The organism is Sphingorhabdus lacus (genome assembly GCF_009768975.1).
GTDB lineage: Bacteria > Pseudomonadota > Alphaproteobacteria > Sphingomonadales > Sphingomonadaceae > Sphingorhabdus_B > Sphingorhabdus_B lacus.
Genome location: NZ_CP035733.1, coordinates 1,922,241 through 1,937,058, shown reverse-complemented (window position 1 = coordinate 1,937,058; position 14,818 = coordinate 1,922,241). Strand labels below are relative to the sequence as shown.

Below are 14,818 nucleotides of genomic sequence, written 5' to 3'. Positions count from 1 at the left end.
GCGCGCGCATAGCGGTCAAATCTGGGCATTGGCATAATAATCCTCGATTTTCTGCTGGATTTGGCTGGCGGCTTCGAGTTCGTCGGGAAGGCGCGCTGCCGCTGTGAATTCGGCATAGACTTCGGAGAAATCCATGGCTGAGAGATCGAGCCGGGCAAATTCGTCGATGGTGAAGCCTGCACAGCTTTCGGTCTTGGGTTTGCCCCAAGGCTTTGGCAGCTGCTTGCGACCCTGTTCCTGGAGGATGCGCGAGAGCTTCGATTCAAAGCAGCAATAGACCTTTTTCTTGGTGAGGCAGACGCCCAGGAAACTGTCCGAACAATAGGTCCCGACATAAGCGCAGAGGCCTTGCGCATCACGCTCGTGGAGGAGTAGTTCCTGCGCGCTGCACCCAAGCGATACCAAGAGACTGATACCGGGGATGAGCGGAAAACCCTTGCCCTTGCAGCAGTTGAGGACGCCGAAGACCTTGGACGAGCAAGTGTTGCGCGTGCCGCGGAACAAGGTGAGCGACGCGGGGTCAAATTCGCGGCGTGCCTGATCGAGCGCATTCAATGCGACAACGGCATCCTTGAACTCATCATTGGCCTCGCGCTCGATCGTCTCGCAACTGCCATCGATGCAATAGACATCGCCGTCACAGATGAACTGGCTGGGGGATTGGGGCTGATCGGGGACCGGACAGTCATAGACCCGCTCCCATGTCCGGCAGGGTTCATCGGTCAGACAATCCTCGCGCACCAGATTGCAGCCGGGCGTTTGCGAAAGGCTTTGGCAGTCCTCCGCTTCGGCAAAGCTCCGGCAAGTGTAGCTGCGCGCCCAGGCCCAGCAGGGCTGGGTGACGGCAACGCCGTTGATGATGCGTGTCACCGGATCGCTGTCGGTGCAGGTCTCGCTATCCTGTGTGCAATCAGGATCGGCTGCGAGCGGTGCACATTGGCTCTCATCACGCGCCGCGACGATGCTGTTCTGGGTCGTGGTAGCGCGGACCGTGCCGCCTGCCACTTGCGACGGGCAGCTCAATATCGTGACCGGTTCGCCGGGCTCGATGCAATAGCGCTGGTTGTTGGGACGGGTCTCCCATTCGAGACAGGTGCCGGGTCGCTCGCCTACATAGTCGCATTGCTGATTGTCGAAGAGCGCGCAGTCATCGACGCGGTTGAACAAATGCGTGCCAAAGGCGCTGCACCAATAGGTGTAGCGCGTGGCGGGCGTCACCGAGACATTGAGCGGAATATTGCAGCCTCTCTGCTCTTCGGCAGCGGTAAAGCCCGTATTGCAGGTAGCAAAATAGCGCGTTGACGTGCCGTTGGCCGAGGGCAGGGGAACGCAGCGGCCTTGGGTGCCGCTTACCGTCATTCCGCTGGTGTAGGTGAGCGGATCTTCGCTGATCGTCTTGCTGCGCGCGATGGTCGCATCGAGATCGACCGGTGCAAAGCGCACGCGGTTGTCGATTGACGAGCGCATCGCGCGATAGCCGTCGTGACTGCTCGTCTGGCCTGCCGCGGCACCTGCCATGCTATCTGGATCATCGAAATAGTCCGATTGCAGTGGATTACCATCAAAATTGGGAACGCGCCCGGCATCGGGATCGGTGCTCGCTGCACTTTGTGCGGCTGCCGCCTTCTCGCGGCCAAAAGCCGTGCCTTCGGCCTTGGCGGCGGCCGTCGATGTCTGTGCTGCTGCAGGGGATACCAGCTGCGGGCCTGCAAGCATGAGCATGGCTGCAAGCCATTTGGGGGCAGCGCGCGTCATGGCCTGGCCTTTCGAAGCGCTTTGAGGTGGAGGCCCGCAAGCCGGGCGCCGGGACCACCGCCTGCGACAAAAGTTTCAAGCGCATGTTCGGCGCTGACATTGCCTGTCATCCGGTCGTGCGGCGGGACGTTCGACACACAATCAAAGCCGTCGCAAAGATCGAAGTCGCTTGCGGTGACGACATAGGCAGGGACGGCGTCGATGTTGAAGGCGCGGAAGAGGCGGGGATCGAGCCCGACACTTGCTGGCAGGTCTTCATTGCCGCTCACCTTGAGCAAGGCTGAGGTGAGCGCCTTGGCGCTTCCTTGCGGGAAGCCGCGAAACACGACCACACCGCCTGCTTGTGCGACATCGGCGATCATCGCTTTGAGCGCAGGCACCGGCATCGACACGCTGGCAAAGGCAATGAACCGCGGCGCTTCGCCGATCTGTGCTTCGTCAAAATCGGCTGTGTCCGCGACAAGCCGGTCGAAATCGAAAGGGAGGCCCGGCGAGGGGCGAGGAGCGGCTTTTGCAGCGCTCGCGTACCGGCTGCCATTGGCTTCGCCTGCTTGGGCGCTGGCTTTAGCACTTTCATGCAGTTCTGCAGCGCGCGCCCGGGCGGTGTCGCTTAACGCCTTGGCATCGGGTTCGGCTTCAGCCGCGCGTGCACGAATGGCGGCCAGATCGAGCTCGGTCTCGGCGCTTTGCGCGGCAAGCCCTGCAACAGCAGCCGTGCCAATCGACAGCGTGAAGGTCGCAAGGAGGAAGGGATGTTTCATAGCGCGCAGCAATTCCGTTTGCGCCAGACCAGATAGCCCATATCCTCACCGATCGCGGGGATGACCTGGCCTGCCGAATTGAAGGTGGTCGAGGCGCCAATCGGCGCGCAGGCATAGCGGCCCTTGGTCAGCGGATTGGGGTTGGTGGGCTGGAAGCGATATTGTTGCTTCCTCATCACCGGCATCAGATATTTGCCGCACAGGCCTTTGGAGCCCATCGTTCCCCACGCCACAAGCTGGCGGTGGAGCTTGTAGGCAAAGCGCGACAGCGCGAGCTTCGACGCCTGGACATGGCCGATCGTCGCCGAGACATTGCCGTTCAGCGGATACATCGAGCCCTGACAGCCCGCGCACCAGAAGAGCTTGTCTGAAGGGAGTTTGCGTGTTGCCATCACACAATCAGCGGCGCAGGCGGCGAGCGCCAAGGGGTTGGCAAACAGCACCGCTTCGGGGTTGATGATCGCGGTGAGTTCGGAATCCTGCCAGAGCGGATCAATCTCGGTGATGTAGAGAATATCGACCGAGGCGGCTTCGAGGCAGAGAAAATCTGCGACCAGCTCCATCCAGTAGATGAGCGGATAGGCATACCAGTGGATATGCCATTGCGAGTTATACTGCGTTGCACCGCCCACCGCTGACGGCCCGGCGATCGTCTTGAAGCCGATGTCGAAACCGGGATCGAGCTTCAATCCACCCAGATTGACAAAACACCAGGGCTTCATCGAGACGTCGGCAAGGCGCACCGGCTCCCAGAAGCCCATGGCAATGCCGGGGCGGATCCCGCACAGGCATAGAGGCGAGTCCGTATTATCGGGATCGGGGCGGTTCGATGGCCAGATTTTGAGGCTCCCCACCGAAATCGGAAACAGGCACGACCAGCAAATATCGGTAATCGGGTTGACGAACTTGCCGGTGCAGCGCCCGGGACCCGCATCGGCTGACGCAGGCGTTGCTGCCGCACCGAATGCAAGAATCAATGCCAGAAATGTACTGTAAAGCCTTGATTTAATGTTCATGATGGCTTCTCCATGGCCTTGGCGAGCGGCACTTCGCGCAAATGGAGGATGCGTCCCTGCTGCTCGACAATCGCCGGAACCGCGCGGATGCCGAAGCGTTTGACCAAAGTCCCGCCCTGGTCGAAATAGAAGCGCCGCTGGCGCGCGCGCATCAGATCGAGCGGCGCGCCTTTAACAAGGATCAGCTTGGCATCCGCCTGCTTGTAACGTGCAATTGCCCAGGCGAGCTGACCTGCATCGTCGCCGTCGATGAAAATGAGTTTCTGTCGCAAGCCTACGGTATCGAGCGGGTTGACGCGCGTGCCGGCAGATATGATCAACCGGCCCTTGTCGTCGCTGATATCGGCTTCGACCGTGATCGACGGATCGAACGTCCATTGCCTTGGGCTGCTCGCTGTCCCGAGACCCGCAACCGGCTCGGGTCTGTTGACCCGCGCGATTGTCCGCCGCTTGAGGTCGGTGTTCAACCGTGCGGTTTCGCCGCTGGCTTCAAGGCGCTGCAATTTGGCGCGGATTTGCTCGAGCAGATCGGGTTCGACGATCGGAAAGACCGTGCCTTGCTGGCCATAATCTTTCGCGGCAGCGGGCGCTGTCGCACATAACAGCCCGAGAAGGGCGACCAAATATTTCACAGGATCGCCCTCCCGACGCCAAGGACGCGCGGGCGGCAGATCCAGCCAATTGCTCCATAGCGGCTGTCAAAGCCGTCGACATGGTCGGTGCCGACATAATAGCAGCCTCTGGGGATCGTCCCTGTCGGCCCTAAAGCCAGCTTCTCGCCGTTGCGGCTCTGGACCTTGGCTTTGGCGACAGGCTTGCCGTTGATGAAATAGGTTCGTGCCTTTTCGCTGATGTGGTCGCCTGCAACGCCGAGCACCTTCTTGGCAAAGGGCTTGGGTTCCTCGCCAAAATGCGCATCGAGCAGCGCCGAGGGCGGAGGATCGAACACGATGATCTCGCCGCGCGTTGGCATCACTCCGCGCTCGAGCCATATCGCCCAATAGGGAAGGCTCGGGGAGACATTGATCATTAGCGCATGGTCGCGGGCAAAGGCCGACAGGCTTGAAAGACCCATCGCCGCAGCTGCCAGCCCGCCCCAAAGCGCGAGCCTTTTGGGAATGCGCGACACAAGGTTTTTGCTATTTTTGGTCATCGACCTTGCTCTCGAGACGGCGCGCGACATCGGCGCGGACGGTTTCGGTGAAGTCGGGGGCCGAACCTGCAATCACCGCTTCAGCGACCAGCACGGTGCGTCCTTCTATACGCAAGGTTGCAACCGAAGCTTCGACGGCTTTCAGATAGCGTTCGACCCGAGCTTTCATGATTTCGGGTGGGTTGCCGCTCCGGGCTTCGGCCTCGACAAAGGCGCCCATCATGCCCGCAAGCTCGACGGTCACAACTTCGCGTTTCTTGACCTCGACGAGCGCGGTGGTTGCCCAGCTCGCCCAAAGCCCTGCCAATAGGATGCCGCCAAAATTGGCGAGCGTGGTCAGCGAATAGCCCGCAAAGCGGCGTTCGGGCTTTGGCGCATCAGATGTTGCCAGTATGTTCTCCATCACTTTTTTCCTTCATCGAGCGCGCGCATAAGTTCGGAGACAAAGCGCGGCGTGCGCCAAAGCGCGATCAGGACTACGGCTGCGAAAAATCCCGTTTGCAATTCACCCGAAAAGGCGAGTTGGCGCGCGGTCTCGGCGCCCAGATAGCGGTTGGCGATGTTATCGAGCTGGAGGAAAAGCAGGTCCATGTTCCAGCCAGAAATCAGAAGGAAGAAGAAGAGCGGCAGACCCAGCGTCATCAGGAAGGTGGTTACGGCAAAGCCGCTGCTTCGGATCATGATATAGCAGCTGTCTGAGAGGAAACGCCGCCAGGGAAAAGCGCTCTCTCTTGAAACATGTTTACCGGCATCGGCCGCCCGGTCCATGGGTGTTGTGAAATCAAATGTCATTGTATCAATTCCTTATTCGGTTAGTTTCAGAAGTTCTGTGGAAAGGCGATGCGCTCGATCGCGTCCGCCAACTGCATCCCGCGCGCAAGTTCGGCATCGATTTTGGCGAAGGTGTCGGGCGAGCTTGAAAAGAGCGTTGCTGAATAGTCATCGAGCACCAGCCGTCCGATGCTCTCGACCTCGGGGCCCTTGATGAAGACCTCGCTATAGTCTGAGCCCGAGCGTTTGAGGCTGCGAATGAGCGTCTCGGTGCGGTCGTCCATGTCGAGGCGGCTTGCGCGCTTGAAGTCGGCAATGGTTTCGGGCTTTTGCTGGAGGATGAGCATCCAGTCGCTGTTCTCGAGCGCTGCTGTTGCTCCATCGGATTTGTAATAGTCGTTCAATGATTGCGTCGCGGTTGCGAGCGCCCCGCCATATTTGCGGCAGGTGCGCGCATAGGTCTCGACAAATTCGCCCATCGACCCGCCCTTGAGCATCGACCAGGCCTCGTCGATCAGTAGCAGTTTCCTGACCGAGCGCGGGCTCCGGGTCATCGCCTGGCTGGTCATAAACATGATTGCCGAAAGCACGACGCTTCTGAGATCCTCGCGGGTGGCCAAATCGGACATTTCAAAGACGGTAAAGTCGGCGTCGAAGTTCAGACTCGCTTGGCCCGCAAAGAAAGCGCCATAGCTGCCGCCTGCCATATAGGGTGCAATCGACACTGCGAGATTTTCGGCAATCGGATTGGCGGTCGCCACTAGTGCGCGCGCAATGGCATTGATCGAGCCGCGCGTCCCGTCCTCGGTCCAGACCTTCATCACCGCTGAATCGACAAAGCCGCGTTCGGCATCGCTCAAGGCTTCGCTGTGCCGCGCCATCTGGCCGATGATGGCCTTGACCATCCCGAAACAGTCGAGCCGGTAATCCTCGTCCTCGCTCGCCCGCTCGGCGTCGATCATCGAAAAGGGATTCAAGCAAAAGCCCGAGGCAAGCGTGAACTCGACAAAGCGGCCACCCTGAAGCTTCACCGAATGTTCAAAGCTCCGGCCATCGTCGATCACGACAACCTGCGCGCCAGCGCCGCGAAGTGCTGCACACATTTCCTGCAAGAGCACCGACTTGCCCGACCCCGATTTGCCGCAGATTGCGACATTATGGTTGCCGGCTTCGTTTTCGAAGGGCGACCAGAAAAAGGGCTGGCCGCGCCTGCCGACGAACAGCAAATGCGGCAAGGGTCCGCCCAGATATTCGCCCTGCAGCGGTGCGATGTTGGCGGCCGTTGTCGAGAGCAGCGTTTTCATGCGTTTCAGCCTTTCCATGTCTTTCGCCAGCCCGTCGGCAAGTGTGAGCGGCATGGCTGCGAGCAGTCCCTGGATTTGCAGGAAGCGCTCGTCGATCAGGTCCCAGCCTGCCGCCTTGTAGATCGACTTGATCGCGCGCTCGTTGCGGTCGCCGGCACCCAATGGCGAATAGGCCGTGACCCCGTAAAAGACCTTGGCGAGCTTTCGGCCTTCCTGCAGCTCGGCCTGGACATGTTGCCATTCGGCGGATTGCTCGGCGATTTTGGGCAAGAAACGCGCACTTTTTGTGCCTGCAAGACTTGTCGTGCGCATGAACTTGTATCCAGCGCGCGCAGAGGCTGCTTCCTGCGAGGGATAGGAAAGGCATAGCATTGTGGCGGTCGGGCAGGGGAAGCGGAGCTTGTCGGTGAAAAGGTCGCCGATCAGCCGCGAACATTCCCACGGTGCCCAGCGCTGGGGCATGTTCCGCACCCCATAATGGCGGATGTCGAAACAATCGGGATAGACGGTACCGATTTCGGGAACGCCCTCATTTTCTTCGCCGGTGGCGCGAAAGCGCTCGGTTCGCAGCAGCATCCGGTCTTCCTCGACCAGAAGTTCGATGTCGCGGCGCACGACCTGCGCTGATATCGGATCGAGCGGATTATAGGGGCAAGCATCATCCTGCGGCGCGGTCGTTGGCGAGGTCAGATCGTCGATCAGCGCAATCAGCCCCTGGGGTTCGATCTCGCGGACGCCAAGGTTCAGCGAGCGCAGCATCGCCATCAGCCCGTCGCGGGTCTGGACCAGTTCTTCATCGCTGATCTGGGCGTTCGTCGGCACACCAAGCGATACGAACAGCTGGTGGTGGCGGGTATGAAAGGGCGCATCGCCGCTCCCTGAATTCCAAACGAGGCCGTAAAGCCGCTTCGCCCTGTGCCTCGCGATCGCTTCATAGACGCCGCCCTGGGCATAGCGCGGCGCAAACCAGGGTGCGACGATTCCGCTGATCCGGGGGCTTGCATGATGCAATATCTGCAAACAGGCACCCGGCGGCAGCCCCTCGGAAAAGAACTGCCCCAATATCTCGCCGGTCCGTTCATCAGCGCCAATGAGCGGGGTGACCCCGAGGACAAAGCCTTTCGAGCGCGCATTGAGGTAGAGCCTGCTCCGCGGATCAAAGACGCGGTAGGGAAGCCAGTCGGAGAGCATGTCGAGCAGCAGCCCGCCGCGCGGGGCTTCGACCGCTTCGGCATCGCCCAGCAAGCCTTCCAATAGGCGCGATTTCAACGAAGCAAAGCCGAGCGCCATCATTCAGGCTCCTTTGCGGACCTGGCAGCGTCGATCGCTTCGGCGCTCGGATAGACGGGTGCTTCTTTGCTATCAGGGTGTCGAGGGGTCCGGACATGCGGGAGGGGGGCTGACATGTCGAACCCCTCGACCGCCGGTGCGCTGGCACCGGCAACAGCCTCGCGCGCCGTGGAGGGGAGAGCCAGCGGCGAGGCTATGGAAAAGGGATCTTCGGAAAAGCTGGTATCTGGCGAGGCCTGTTGACGTTCAACGCTCGCCGGGGTGGCAACAGACGGCAATGCCTGCGCAGCCTTTAGGGCGCGCGCGACCGAGCGAGCATAGGCGCTTGTGCCATCCTCTGCTTTGCGACGGAGCCGCGCGGCCCAGTCAGTCCGGTCGATGACTGCCCAGGCAACCGCTTCTTCATGAAGGATGCCCGCTTCATCGACGTGGGCTGGAAAGACGATACGTACCGTGCGTTCGCGGCTGCGCGTCCGGTCACCTTGCGCGACAGCCGCGCGGGGCAAGCTCGTCTGCGCATTACTATCGCTGCCAAGCGTTGCCATTGCCGCAGCATCGATCCGGCTTGCAGGCTGGCAGTGCTCGATATTGTTCTTGTCCTTGGCGCGGCATTCAAAATCGCCCGCGATGTTGGTGGCAAAGGTTGCACAGCCGCTGGTCGCTAAAAGGAGTGGTGCGGCAAGGATCAAAAGGGGGAGGGGGCGCATCGGGGTCATCCGTTGGTTGGAGCGGCGTTGCTCATGAGAAAGGCCTTGAGCTCGGGACCTGCGCGGTAGCCTTCGAGCACCGCGCCATCGGACGGACGCACGACCACGGGCGTACCGCCAAAGCCGTGCGCCTTGGCAAAGGCCTCATTGGCATCGAGCCCCTTGGTGTTACAGGCTTTGGTAGCTGTGAGGGGCTGGCCGGCATAGGCTTTGCGCAGAGCCGTTGCAGGCTCGACGGCACAGAGCACGGCTTCGGCAAGCGTGCGGCTTTCCTTTGCGAGAATCGAAATCGGCCGCTCTTCGACGCGTGCGCCGATTGCGATCAGTTCGGCCTCCAATTTCTTGCAATAGCTGCAGTTGAAATCCGAAAAGACGATCGCCTTGGGGCCGTTTGCAGGCCCCCAATGGATCGCACCTTTGGGATCGAGCCCCGAAAGCGAGACCTTGGCAGGTGTCGCACGGGACGGCGCTGCGCTGTCATCACTTGCATCCGGACGGCGGGCGGCACCTGCCGCCAATAGATCGGGATTGAGGGCAAGCAGCCTGGCCGCGGTCAGGTCCTGGCGGGCTTCCATGTCATAGATGCGGCCAATGACCAGATATTTGGCTTTATGGTCGACATAGAAGAGCGTGGTCTTCGAGGCGACCTCGCACAGCCCCGCCAGACCCTTGCAGTCAATTGCATCGATCGGCGTTTTGGGGAGCCGCAGCTTCAATGCTTCGCGCACCTGGGCGATATCGGGGCTTGCGATTGCGGCTCCGCCATAACGGGCAGCGCTCCAGCCTGTGGCAGCGGACAGGGCTACCAAAGCGAGCCCGAGCCCGCCTGCCTTCAGCCAGAAGCGGCGTGGTTGTGTGTCTTCGGTCATTGTCTGTTCCTCACATAGACGCCGTCGAGAAAGACGATGTCGACACTGATCCCGGTCGGCATTTCGACGACGGGCTGATATTGTTCGGCGCGTTCGATGAGATATTTGCTCACCGTATCGGCAGCATCGCCGGCACCCTGGCCGAGCCCGCCGCCCAATATGTCACCGGGCGAAAGCTTCGAGCGGCTGCCATCGGCATTGGCGGTCACACCTGAAAAGACGCTATTGGCATTGGCCGAAAAGCCACGTCCGAAGCCGCCGATGATCCCGGCGAGCAGTGCCTGGGAGACCAGACTGCCTTCGCGGCTAACGACGCGGCCGCGTACGCCCGATTTGCCGGCAAAGCTGATAAAACCCTTGACCTCGGAGACCGCGACACGCCCGCCGGGCTGGTCGCAGGTCATCTTGGCAAGCTTCACATAGACCTTTTCCGACGAGAGATCGCCGCGCGCCGATCCATTGACCACGCAGCCGGTGAGCCTTGTCGTCAGCACCCGGCCATTTTGCATGACCGAACGGGCAGGGCCGGTAATCCGTAGCACCACCGGCAGCGGATCGGTCTGGCTCGAGACGCCCGCCGAGGCATCGACGCCGACGATCACCGTTGCAGGCGCATAGCTGTTGGGCGGCAGATAGTCCGGGCTATCCTCGACCAGCAGCGGCGGCAGGTCGGGACGCGATGCCTTCAGGCCGCCTGCCGCCTTGTCACTACCGAAGCTCAAGAGCTTGACCTCGCCCGGCGGCAGCATGCCGCCTGCATCTGGTCTGGATAGGGTTTGGGTGCCAGCGACGTTGCCGGCACGGCCACGCGCGTCATAGCCGCCAGCTTGCGGGCCATATGCCGGAACGGGCGGGGGAGGGGGTGCAGCTGCCTGTGCGGCAAGCTGGCCCTTCAATGCGGCGTTTTCGGCTGAGACCGCATCGATCGCCGCTTGTCCGTCGACCCGCATCGCCTGGTTCTCGGCTTTGAGCGCCGCCATCTGCGCTTCGACATCTTCGCGCGGGAGTGCCGCGTCTTTCATCGCCTTTTGCTCGCGGGCAATCGCATCGAGCCGGTTGCCATAGCTTGCGACAAATTCCTTGTGCGAGAGATTGCGGTTCACCAGACCGGTCGTGTCGATTTCCTGCGCCGCTGCCGTTTGGTCACTCCCTGCCTCGCTGTCGCTACCGAAGATGAACCAGCTGGCACCGCCCAATAGGAGCGCGCCGACGGTGCCCAGGAGCATTTGCTGGCGTTTCGCCGTGCGCGCGTTGAGCGCTGCAAGCGACAGCGATGGCGGGTGCGAAGTTGTTTGCGTTTGCGGTTGAGCTTGGGATTGCGGATTTGCGCTGGGGGTTGCGGGTTCAGTCATGACCATATTCTCCATTTGCGCCGACAATGAAGGCGGTGGTGGAAGCACCCGCAGCAAGGCTTGGCTCGTTCAAGCTGATCGCAAGCGTGTCCTTGGGCGCGAGATCGCGTTCGGCGAGCGGCAATGGTTTCTTGCCGCGATTGGTGAGGCGAAGGACCTTTCCGAAAAGTGCAGCACCCCGATATTCAGCGATCAGCTGGATTTCGAGATTTCCCACGCGCGCTGCAGGGCTTGCCGACTGGCGGATTTCAAAGCCGTCGATTGTCTGATCGGTCGCCATCGCCTGGATGAGGCGGACAGCACTTTGGTTTTGCGGGGTCTGCTGTTCCCAATTCGCAGCATCGCTCTTGGCAAGCGCCGGATTGCTGATGAACAGCTGCTGGGCTTCGATTGTCTCGGCCTTGCAGGCAAATTTGTAGACGAAGCCCTTCTTGGTCGTAGCAAAAAAGCTGATCGAGCCTGCCGCATAGGTTTCGGGGACCGAGATATAGATATCGCCGCGCACCGGCTCGTTGGTCACCGCAAAATCATTATAGGGTGTGCCGCTCGAGATTTTCGAAACACTCGCAAACTGGTCGCCGATGAGCGCGATGCGGGTGAGTTCCTGCTTCGACACCACGCATTCGATGCGCGCATTGTCGGCGGCTTGTTTGTATTGGTCAGCAAAGGCAGCGCCCGGCATCAGGCAGGCCACAATTGCACAGATGCAAAGGACGGGATTATTCCGCATCGTCATTCTCCTCTGGATTTTCGGGCGTGTTGATCTGGGTGAAGCCAGCGAGCCCCAAACGCAGGCCCTGATAGCTCCAGTCGAAACGGAAACGGCGTTCGTCGCTCGCAATGACCTGCGCGCCGACAAGCGTTTTCAAGGTGCCATGCACTTCCGACGTCAGCTTGTTCGGATCGACGATAAGCCCCTTGATGACAAAGGCTTGGGTGACATCCGAACCGCGCTGTTCTTCGACGATACGCACCAGCTCGGCCTTGAGACTGCCATGATGGGCAGGCGAGGCGAGCTCCAATATCTGCGCCATCCAGTAATCGAGCCCTTCGGGGCTGCGGTTGAGGAGCATCAGCGAGGCATCGCGGGTTACCAGTTCGAGATAGTCGGCACTCACCCCGCTTTTTGAAATACTCAACGGCTTGGCGATCGTCGGCACCAGCACGACCTCGCGGTCGCGGGTGGCAGCAAGTCCGCCGGTCACAACCAGCGCCAGACCAAGCGCGACGCTGGTCAGCGCGAGCAGGTTCCTCTGGCGAAGGAGCGACTGGCTGCGCTCGTGCGAAATATGGGTCAGCATGGTTTTCCCTCACCCGGCCAGAAGCCGGCAATGGGAGGGCGGCGTTGCGACCAGACCGGTAAACCCTGAAGGCAGATACCAATAAGCGGCATGGAGGACCCATGAACTGGCACGCCCTGCTTTTGCCTTCCGCAAGGTGAACCAGGCTCCGGCTGACACGATAATGCCGATGAAGATATGCTGGCTTAGGATTCCCCAGGTGAAGGGGATGATGATCCCGGCAAACTCGTCGAGCGTCCAGAAGCCGATAAGCTCCGGATCGTCGAGCCGCTTGGGAACAAGATATCTGTCTGTCATGGTGCCACCCTCCTTTTTGGTGTGCCGATCAGATCACAGCAGTGATGGTCGAGGTGACAATCGGCACGCCGGTGCCAACACCGATGCCAACGGCAACGGGCACAGCGATCTGGCTCAGTGTGAAGCGGCCAGAGGCAAGGCCGATGAGACCGCCTGCAAGGCTCAGCACGGTGATGATCTTGCCGCCCGAGCCTTCGAGAAAGTCGGTGAACTTGGTGAGCGCTGGGGTGAAGGTGGTGTCGGCACCGGCATAAGCAGCCGTTGCCGCAAGGGCTGCGATCGCGATCGGCAGCGCTAGACCGGTCATTTTGCCGAGCCGGGGTTTGAGGGACATTGTGGTCATTGATGCATTCTCCATCGAGAGGGTGGGCAGCGATATTGTTCGCTGTCTGTTCTTAATGATGCGCTAGGAGAGGGATAGGAAAGTGGAATGTGCTCCGAGCGTTCTATGGGGAGCGCGTTTTGCGAAAGCGCGGCAAGCACCGACTGCGAAAGCGCCAAAAGCCGTCAATCATGCGCCGACATGCGGCCGGAGAATCGGCCACCAGCGAGCGGAAAATGCGCCACAGAGGCGAATCGTCTCAAAATAGGAAATCCTATATGTTCTGCTAATGTTCTTTTCTGTTTCCTACAGGCACGATGTCCACATATTGAATCGAATCAATAGCGATGAACAACGAAAGGACATCCATCGATGCATATGGAAATAGCCGAGCGCCCCAGAGTTGATCCGGTACTGGCGCGCACATTGGCAAAGGCAATTGATGGGTCATCCAAGGCTCGGCGCACGATCGCACGTGAGACCGGACTTCATAAAGATGCTCTGCTGGGTGTTATTCGCGGGACGCGACCGGTGACGACTGAGGAAGCGCTACGGCTGCTCAGCGCTTCTGGCGTTCCTCCCAAAGGCGTATTGGCGCTTGCGCTTGCAGGACATGAAGATCTGGCGTCCGAATGGATGCATCAGGATATGGGGCAGTTCTGGGATGAGCTGTTCACTGCGCTGCCAGCGACAATTGCCGAGGCTTTGGGCGAAGATCTGCAAGAGATCAGGCCTCGCTGGGCCGTTGGGACCTCGCGGCTTGTTGCCAAATTGCTTGCTGATCATATTCGCGATGTCGTGAATCGTGATCTGTCCATTCGATAGAAGGAAATCGATATGCGATCCGAAACGTATCTTGTTCCGCAACCTTCTACAGATGTACCGATCGACGTCGTGCAGGCTAAGTCGCGTCTTATCCGGCTGCCAGAAGTGATCAAGCGTGTTGGGTTGAGCCGTTCAGCTATTTACAAACGAATGAGCGAAGGCAAATTTCCCCGATCCCGTTCACTTGGCCCTAAATGCGCCGTTTGGGTAGAGGTTGAAATTGATGCATGGATTACCCAGGTTACTGAAACAGTCTACAACTCTGACTAAAGGCTGATTTTCAAGAAGCCTACATGCGCTGCGGGATTTGTCAGAAGCGCAGTGGGAACCAGTCTGGCTGCTGCTGATGGAGCGAAGTAGCTGAGCGCATACCACTGGTGATAATCGGCTCTTCCTGTTTGGTTTGCTCCAAGTGCTGCAGACCGGGGGCGTCTGGCGCGACATGCACGAGCGACATAGCTTTCGCAAAGAACCGAATGAAGCCCTCCGCCGAGGGTCGAGACTATGTTCCTTCATAAAGTCCTCACTGAATAACCTCAGTTCAGGCTGTTGGACATATCGGCGTCAAGCATCGGTACTTCATTGATCGCTTGCAGCTTTGCGAACCCCTCGATCACTCGATCGTCAATTTCCATCCTTTTCTGATATCGGCAGGGCTGTCGTGTGTTTAATCCGGTCAAGGACTACACTTGTCCTGACGCCTGCGACATCGCCATGGCCGAGCAGTTCGTTGTTCATCAGTTTCGAGTATGCCCGCAAATCAGGGACGACAATTCGCAGAAGGTAATCGAGATCTCCCGTGGTCGAGGCGCAAGATAAGACTTCGTCCAGCATGGTCATACGGTCATGGAACTTTTTGACGACATCCGGCGCGTAAGAACTAAGCGATACCATTACATAGGCTTCCACTTGCAAACCCAACTTTTGCTCGTCCAGCAGAGCGACATGGCCGGCAATGATACCCTCATTCTGCAAGCGTAGAATTCGCCGGGATACCTGCGAGGGCGAAAGGTGAACACGCTCGCCCAGTTCAGCGTGTGAAAGGGACGAATCGCTTTGGAGGTGCTTCAGAATTCTCCGATCAATCCGGTCCAT

At 59.8% G+C, this 14,818-nt stretch carries 18 protein-coding genes; 2 read left to right on the top strand and 16 right to left on the bottom strand.

Features of this window, described 5'->3' with window-relative positions:
* Nucleotides 1-15 precede the first annotated feature (15 nt).
* Genes EUU25_RS09105 through EUU25_RS09035 form a run of 15 tightly spaced genes read right to left on the bottom strand, consistent with a single transcriptional unit; the run spans nucleotide 16 to nucleotide 12,883 of the window.
* Nucleotides 16-1,755 carry a conjugal transfer protein TraN gene (locus tag EUU25_RS09105; RefSeq protein WP_425505177.1) on the bottom strand — a complete coding sequence of 580 codons (1,740 nt, stop codon included), beginning with the start codon at nucleotides 1,753-1,755 and terminating at the stop codon, nucleotides 16-18.
* Nucleotides 1,752-2,516 (bottom strand): type-F conjugative transfer system pilin assembly protein TrbC, encoded by a 765-nt coding sequence (gene trbC, locus EUU25_RS09100; protein ID WP_158900285.1) that lies wholly within the window; start codon nucleotides 2,514-2,516, stop codon nucleotides 1,752-1,754. Before trbC ends, EUU25_RS09105 begins: the two co-directional genes overlap by 4 nt.
* Entirely contained in the window at nucleotides 2,513-3,532 is a 1,020-nt protein-coding gene (traU, locus tag EUU25_RS09095) for a conjugal transfer pilus assembly protein TraU (RefSeq protein ID WP_158900283.1), read from the bottom strand. Before traU ends, trbC begins: the two co-directional genes overlap by 4 nt.
* Nucleotides 3,529-4,164, bottom strand: a complete 636-nt coding sequence (gene traW / locus EUU25_RS09090; protein ID WP_158900281.1) for a type-F conjugative transfer system protein TraW — start codon at nucleotides 4,162-4,164, stop codon at nucleotides 3,529-3,531. The genes traU and traW overlap by 4 nt, the downstream gene beginning before the upstream one ends.
* Complete coding sequence (locus EUU25_RS09085) at nucleotides 4,161-4,685, bottom strand: S26 family signal peptidase (RefSeq protein ID WP_246162628.1); 525 nt, start codon at nucleotides 4,683-4,685, stop codon at nucleotides 4,161-4,163. The genes traW and EUU25_RS09085 overlap by 4 nt, the downstream gene beginning before the upstream one ends.
* Nucleotides 4,672-5,088, bottom strand: a complete 417-nt coding sequence (locus tag EUU25_RS09080) for a TrbI F-type domain-containing protein (protein ID WP_158900279.1) — start codon at nucleotides 5,086-5,088, stop codon at nucleotides 4,672-4,674. Before EUU25_RS09080 ends, EUU25_RS09085 begins: the two co-directional genes overlap by 14 nt.
* The gene (locus EUU25_RS09075; protein WP_158900277.1) at nucleotides 5,088-5,477 is read right to left on the bottom strand and encodes a hypothetical protein; all 390 of its coding nucleotides are present in this window, start codon (nucleotides 5,475-5,477) and stop codon (nucleotides 5,088-5,090) included. Before EUU25_RS09075 ends, EUU25_RS09080 begins: the two co-directional genes overlap by 1 nt.
* 26 nt (nucleotides 5,478-5,503) lie before the next feature.
* A complete protein-coding gene (traC, locus tag EUU25_RS09070) occupies nucleotides 5,504-8,050 on the bottom strand; it encodes a type IV secretion system protein TraC (protein WP_158903269.1) in 2,547 nt (848 codons plus the stop codon).
* The gene (locus EUU25_RS09065; RefSeq protein ID WP_158900275.1) at nucleotides 8,050-8,757 is read right to left on the bottom strand and encodes a conjugal transfer protein TraV; all 708 of its coding nucleotides are present in this window, start codon (nucleotides 8,755-8,757) and stop codon (nucleotides 8,050-8,052) included. Before EUU25_RS09065 ends, traC begins: the two co-directional genes overlap by 1 nt.
* Nucleotides 8,758-8,762: 5 nt before the next feature.
* Complete coding sequence (locus tag EUU25_RS09060) at nucleotides 8,763-9,626, bottom strand: DsbC family protein (protein WP_158900273.1); 864 nt, start codon at nucleotides 9,624-9,626, stop codon at nucleotides 8,763-8,765.
* Nucleotides 9,623-10,978, bottom strand: a complete 1,356-nt coding sequence (locus EUU25_RS09055) for a TraB/TrbI/VirB10 family type IV secretion system protein (protein WP_158900271.1) — start codon at nucleotides 10,976-10,978, stop codon at nucleotides 9,623-9,625. Before EUU25_RS09055 ends, EUU25_RS09060 begins: the two co-directional genes overlap by 4 nt.
* A complete protein-coding gene (locus EUU25_RS09050) occupies nucleotides 10,971-11,708 on the bottom strand; it encodes a type-F conjugative transfer system secretin TraK (protein WP_246162627.1) in 738 nt (245 codons plus the stop codon). The genes EUU25_RS09055 and EUU25_RS09050 overlap by 8 nt, the downstream gene beginning before the upstream one ends.
* Nucleotides 11,698-12,279 (bottom strand): type IV conjugative transfer system protein TraE, encoded by a 582-nt coding sequence (locus EUU25_RS09045; RefSeq protein WP_158900267.1) that lies wholly within the window; start codon nucleotides 12,277-12,279, stop codon nucleotides 11,698-11,700. Before EUU25_RS09045 ends, EUU25_RS09050 begins: the two co-directional genes overlap by 11 nt.
* Before the next feature lie 9 nt (nucleotides 12,280-12,288).
* Nucleotides 12,289-12,576: a type IV conjugative transfer system protein TraL gene (gene traL / locus EUU25_RS09040; protein WP_115548939.1), complete on the bottom strand. Its 288-nt coding sequence runs from the start codon at nucleotides 12,574-12,576 to the stop codon at nucleotides 12,289-12,291.
* A gap of 28 nt (nucleotides 12,577-12,604) precedes the next feature.
* Entirely contained in the window at nucleotides 12,605-12,883 is a 279-nt protein-coding gene (locus EUU25_RS09035) for a hypothetical protein (protein ID WP_187351317.1), read from the bottom strand.
* A 387-nt stretch (nucleotides 12,884-13,270) separates the two neighbouring features.
* On the opposite strand from EUU25_RS09035, the gene EUU25_RS09030 reads away from it, so the two are divergent.
* Nucleotides 13,271-13,723 (top strand): transcriptional regulator, encoded by a 453-nt coding sequence (locus tag EUU25_RS09030; RefSeq protein ID WP_158900263.1) that lies wholly within the window; start codon nucleotides 13,271-13,273, stop codon nucleotides 13,721-13,723.
* A gap of 12 nt (nucleotides 13,724-13,735) precedes the next feature.
* Entirely contained in the window at nucleotides 13,736-13,993 is a 258-nt protein-coding gene (locus EUU25_RS09025) for a helix-turn-helix transcriptional regulator (RefSeq protein WP_158900261.1), read from the top strand.
* A gap of 354 nt (nucleotides 13,994-14,347) precedes the next feature.
* Here the strand turns inward: EUU25_RS09025 and EUU25_RS09020 are convergent, their stop codons facing one another.
* Nucleotides 14,348-14,818: an Lrp/AsnC family transcriptional regulator gene (locus EUU25_RS09020; protein WP_158900259.1), complete on the bottom strand. Its 471-nt coding sequence runs from the start codon at nucleotides 14,816-14,818 to the stop codon at nucleotides 14,348-14,350.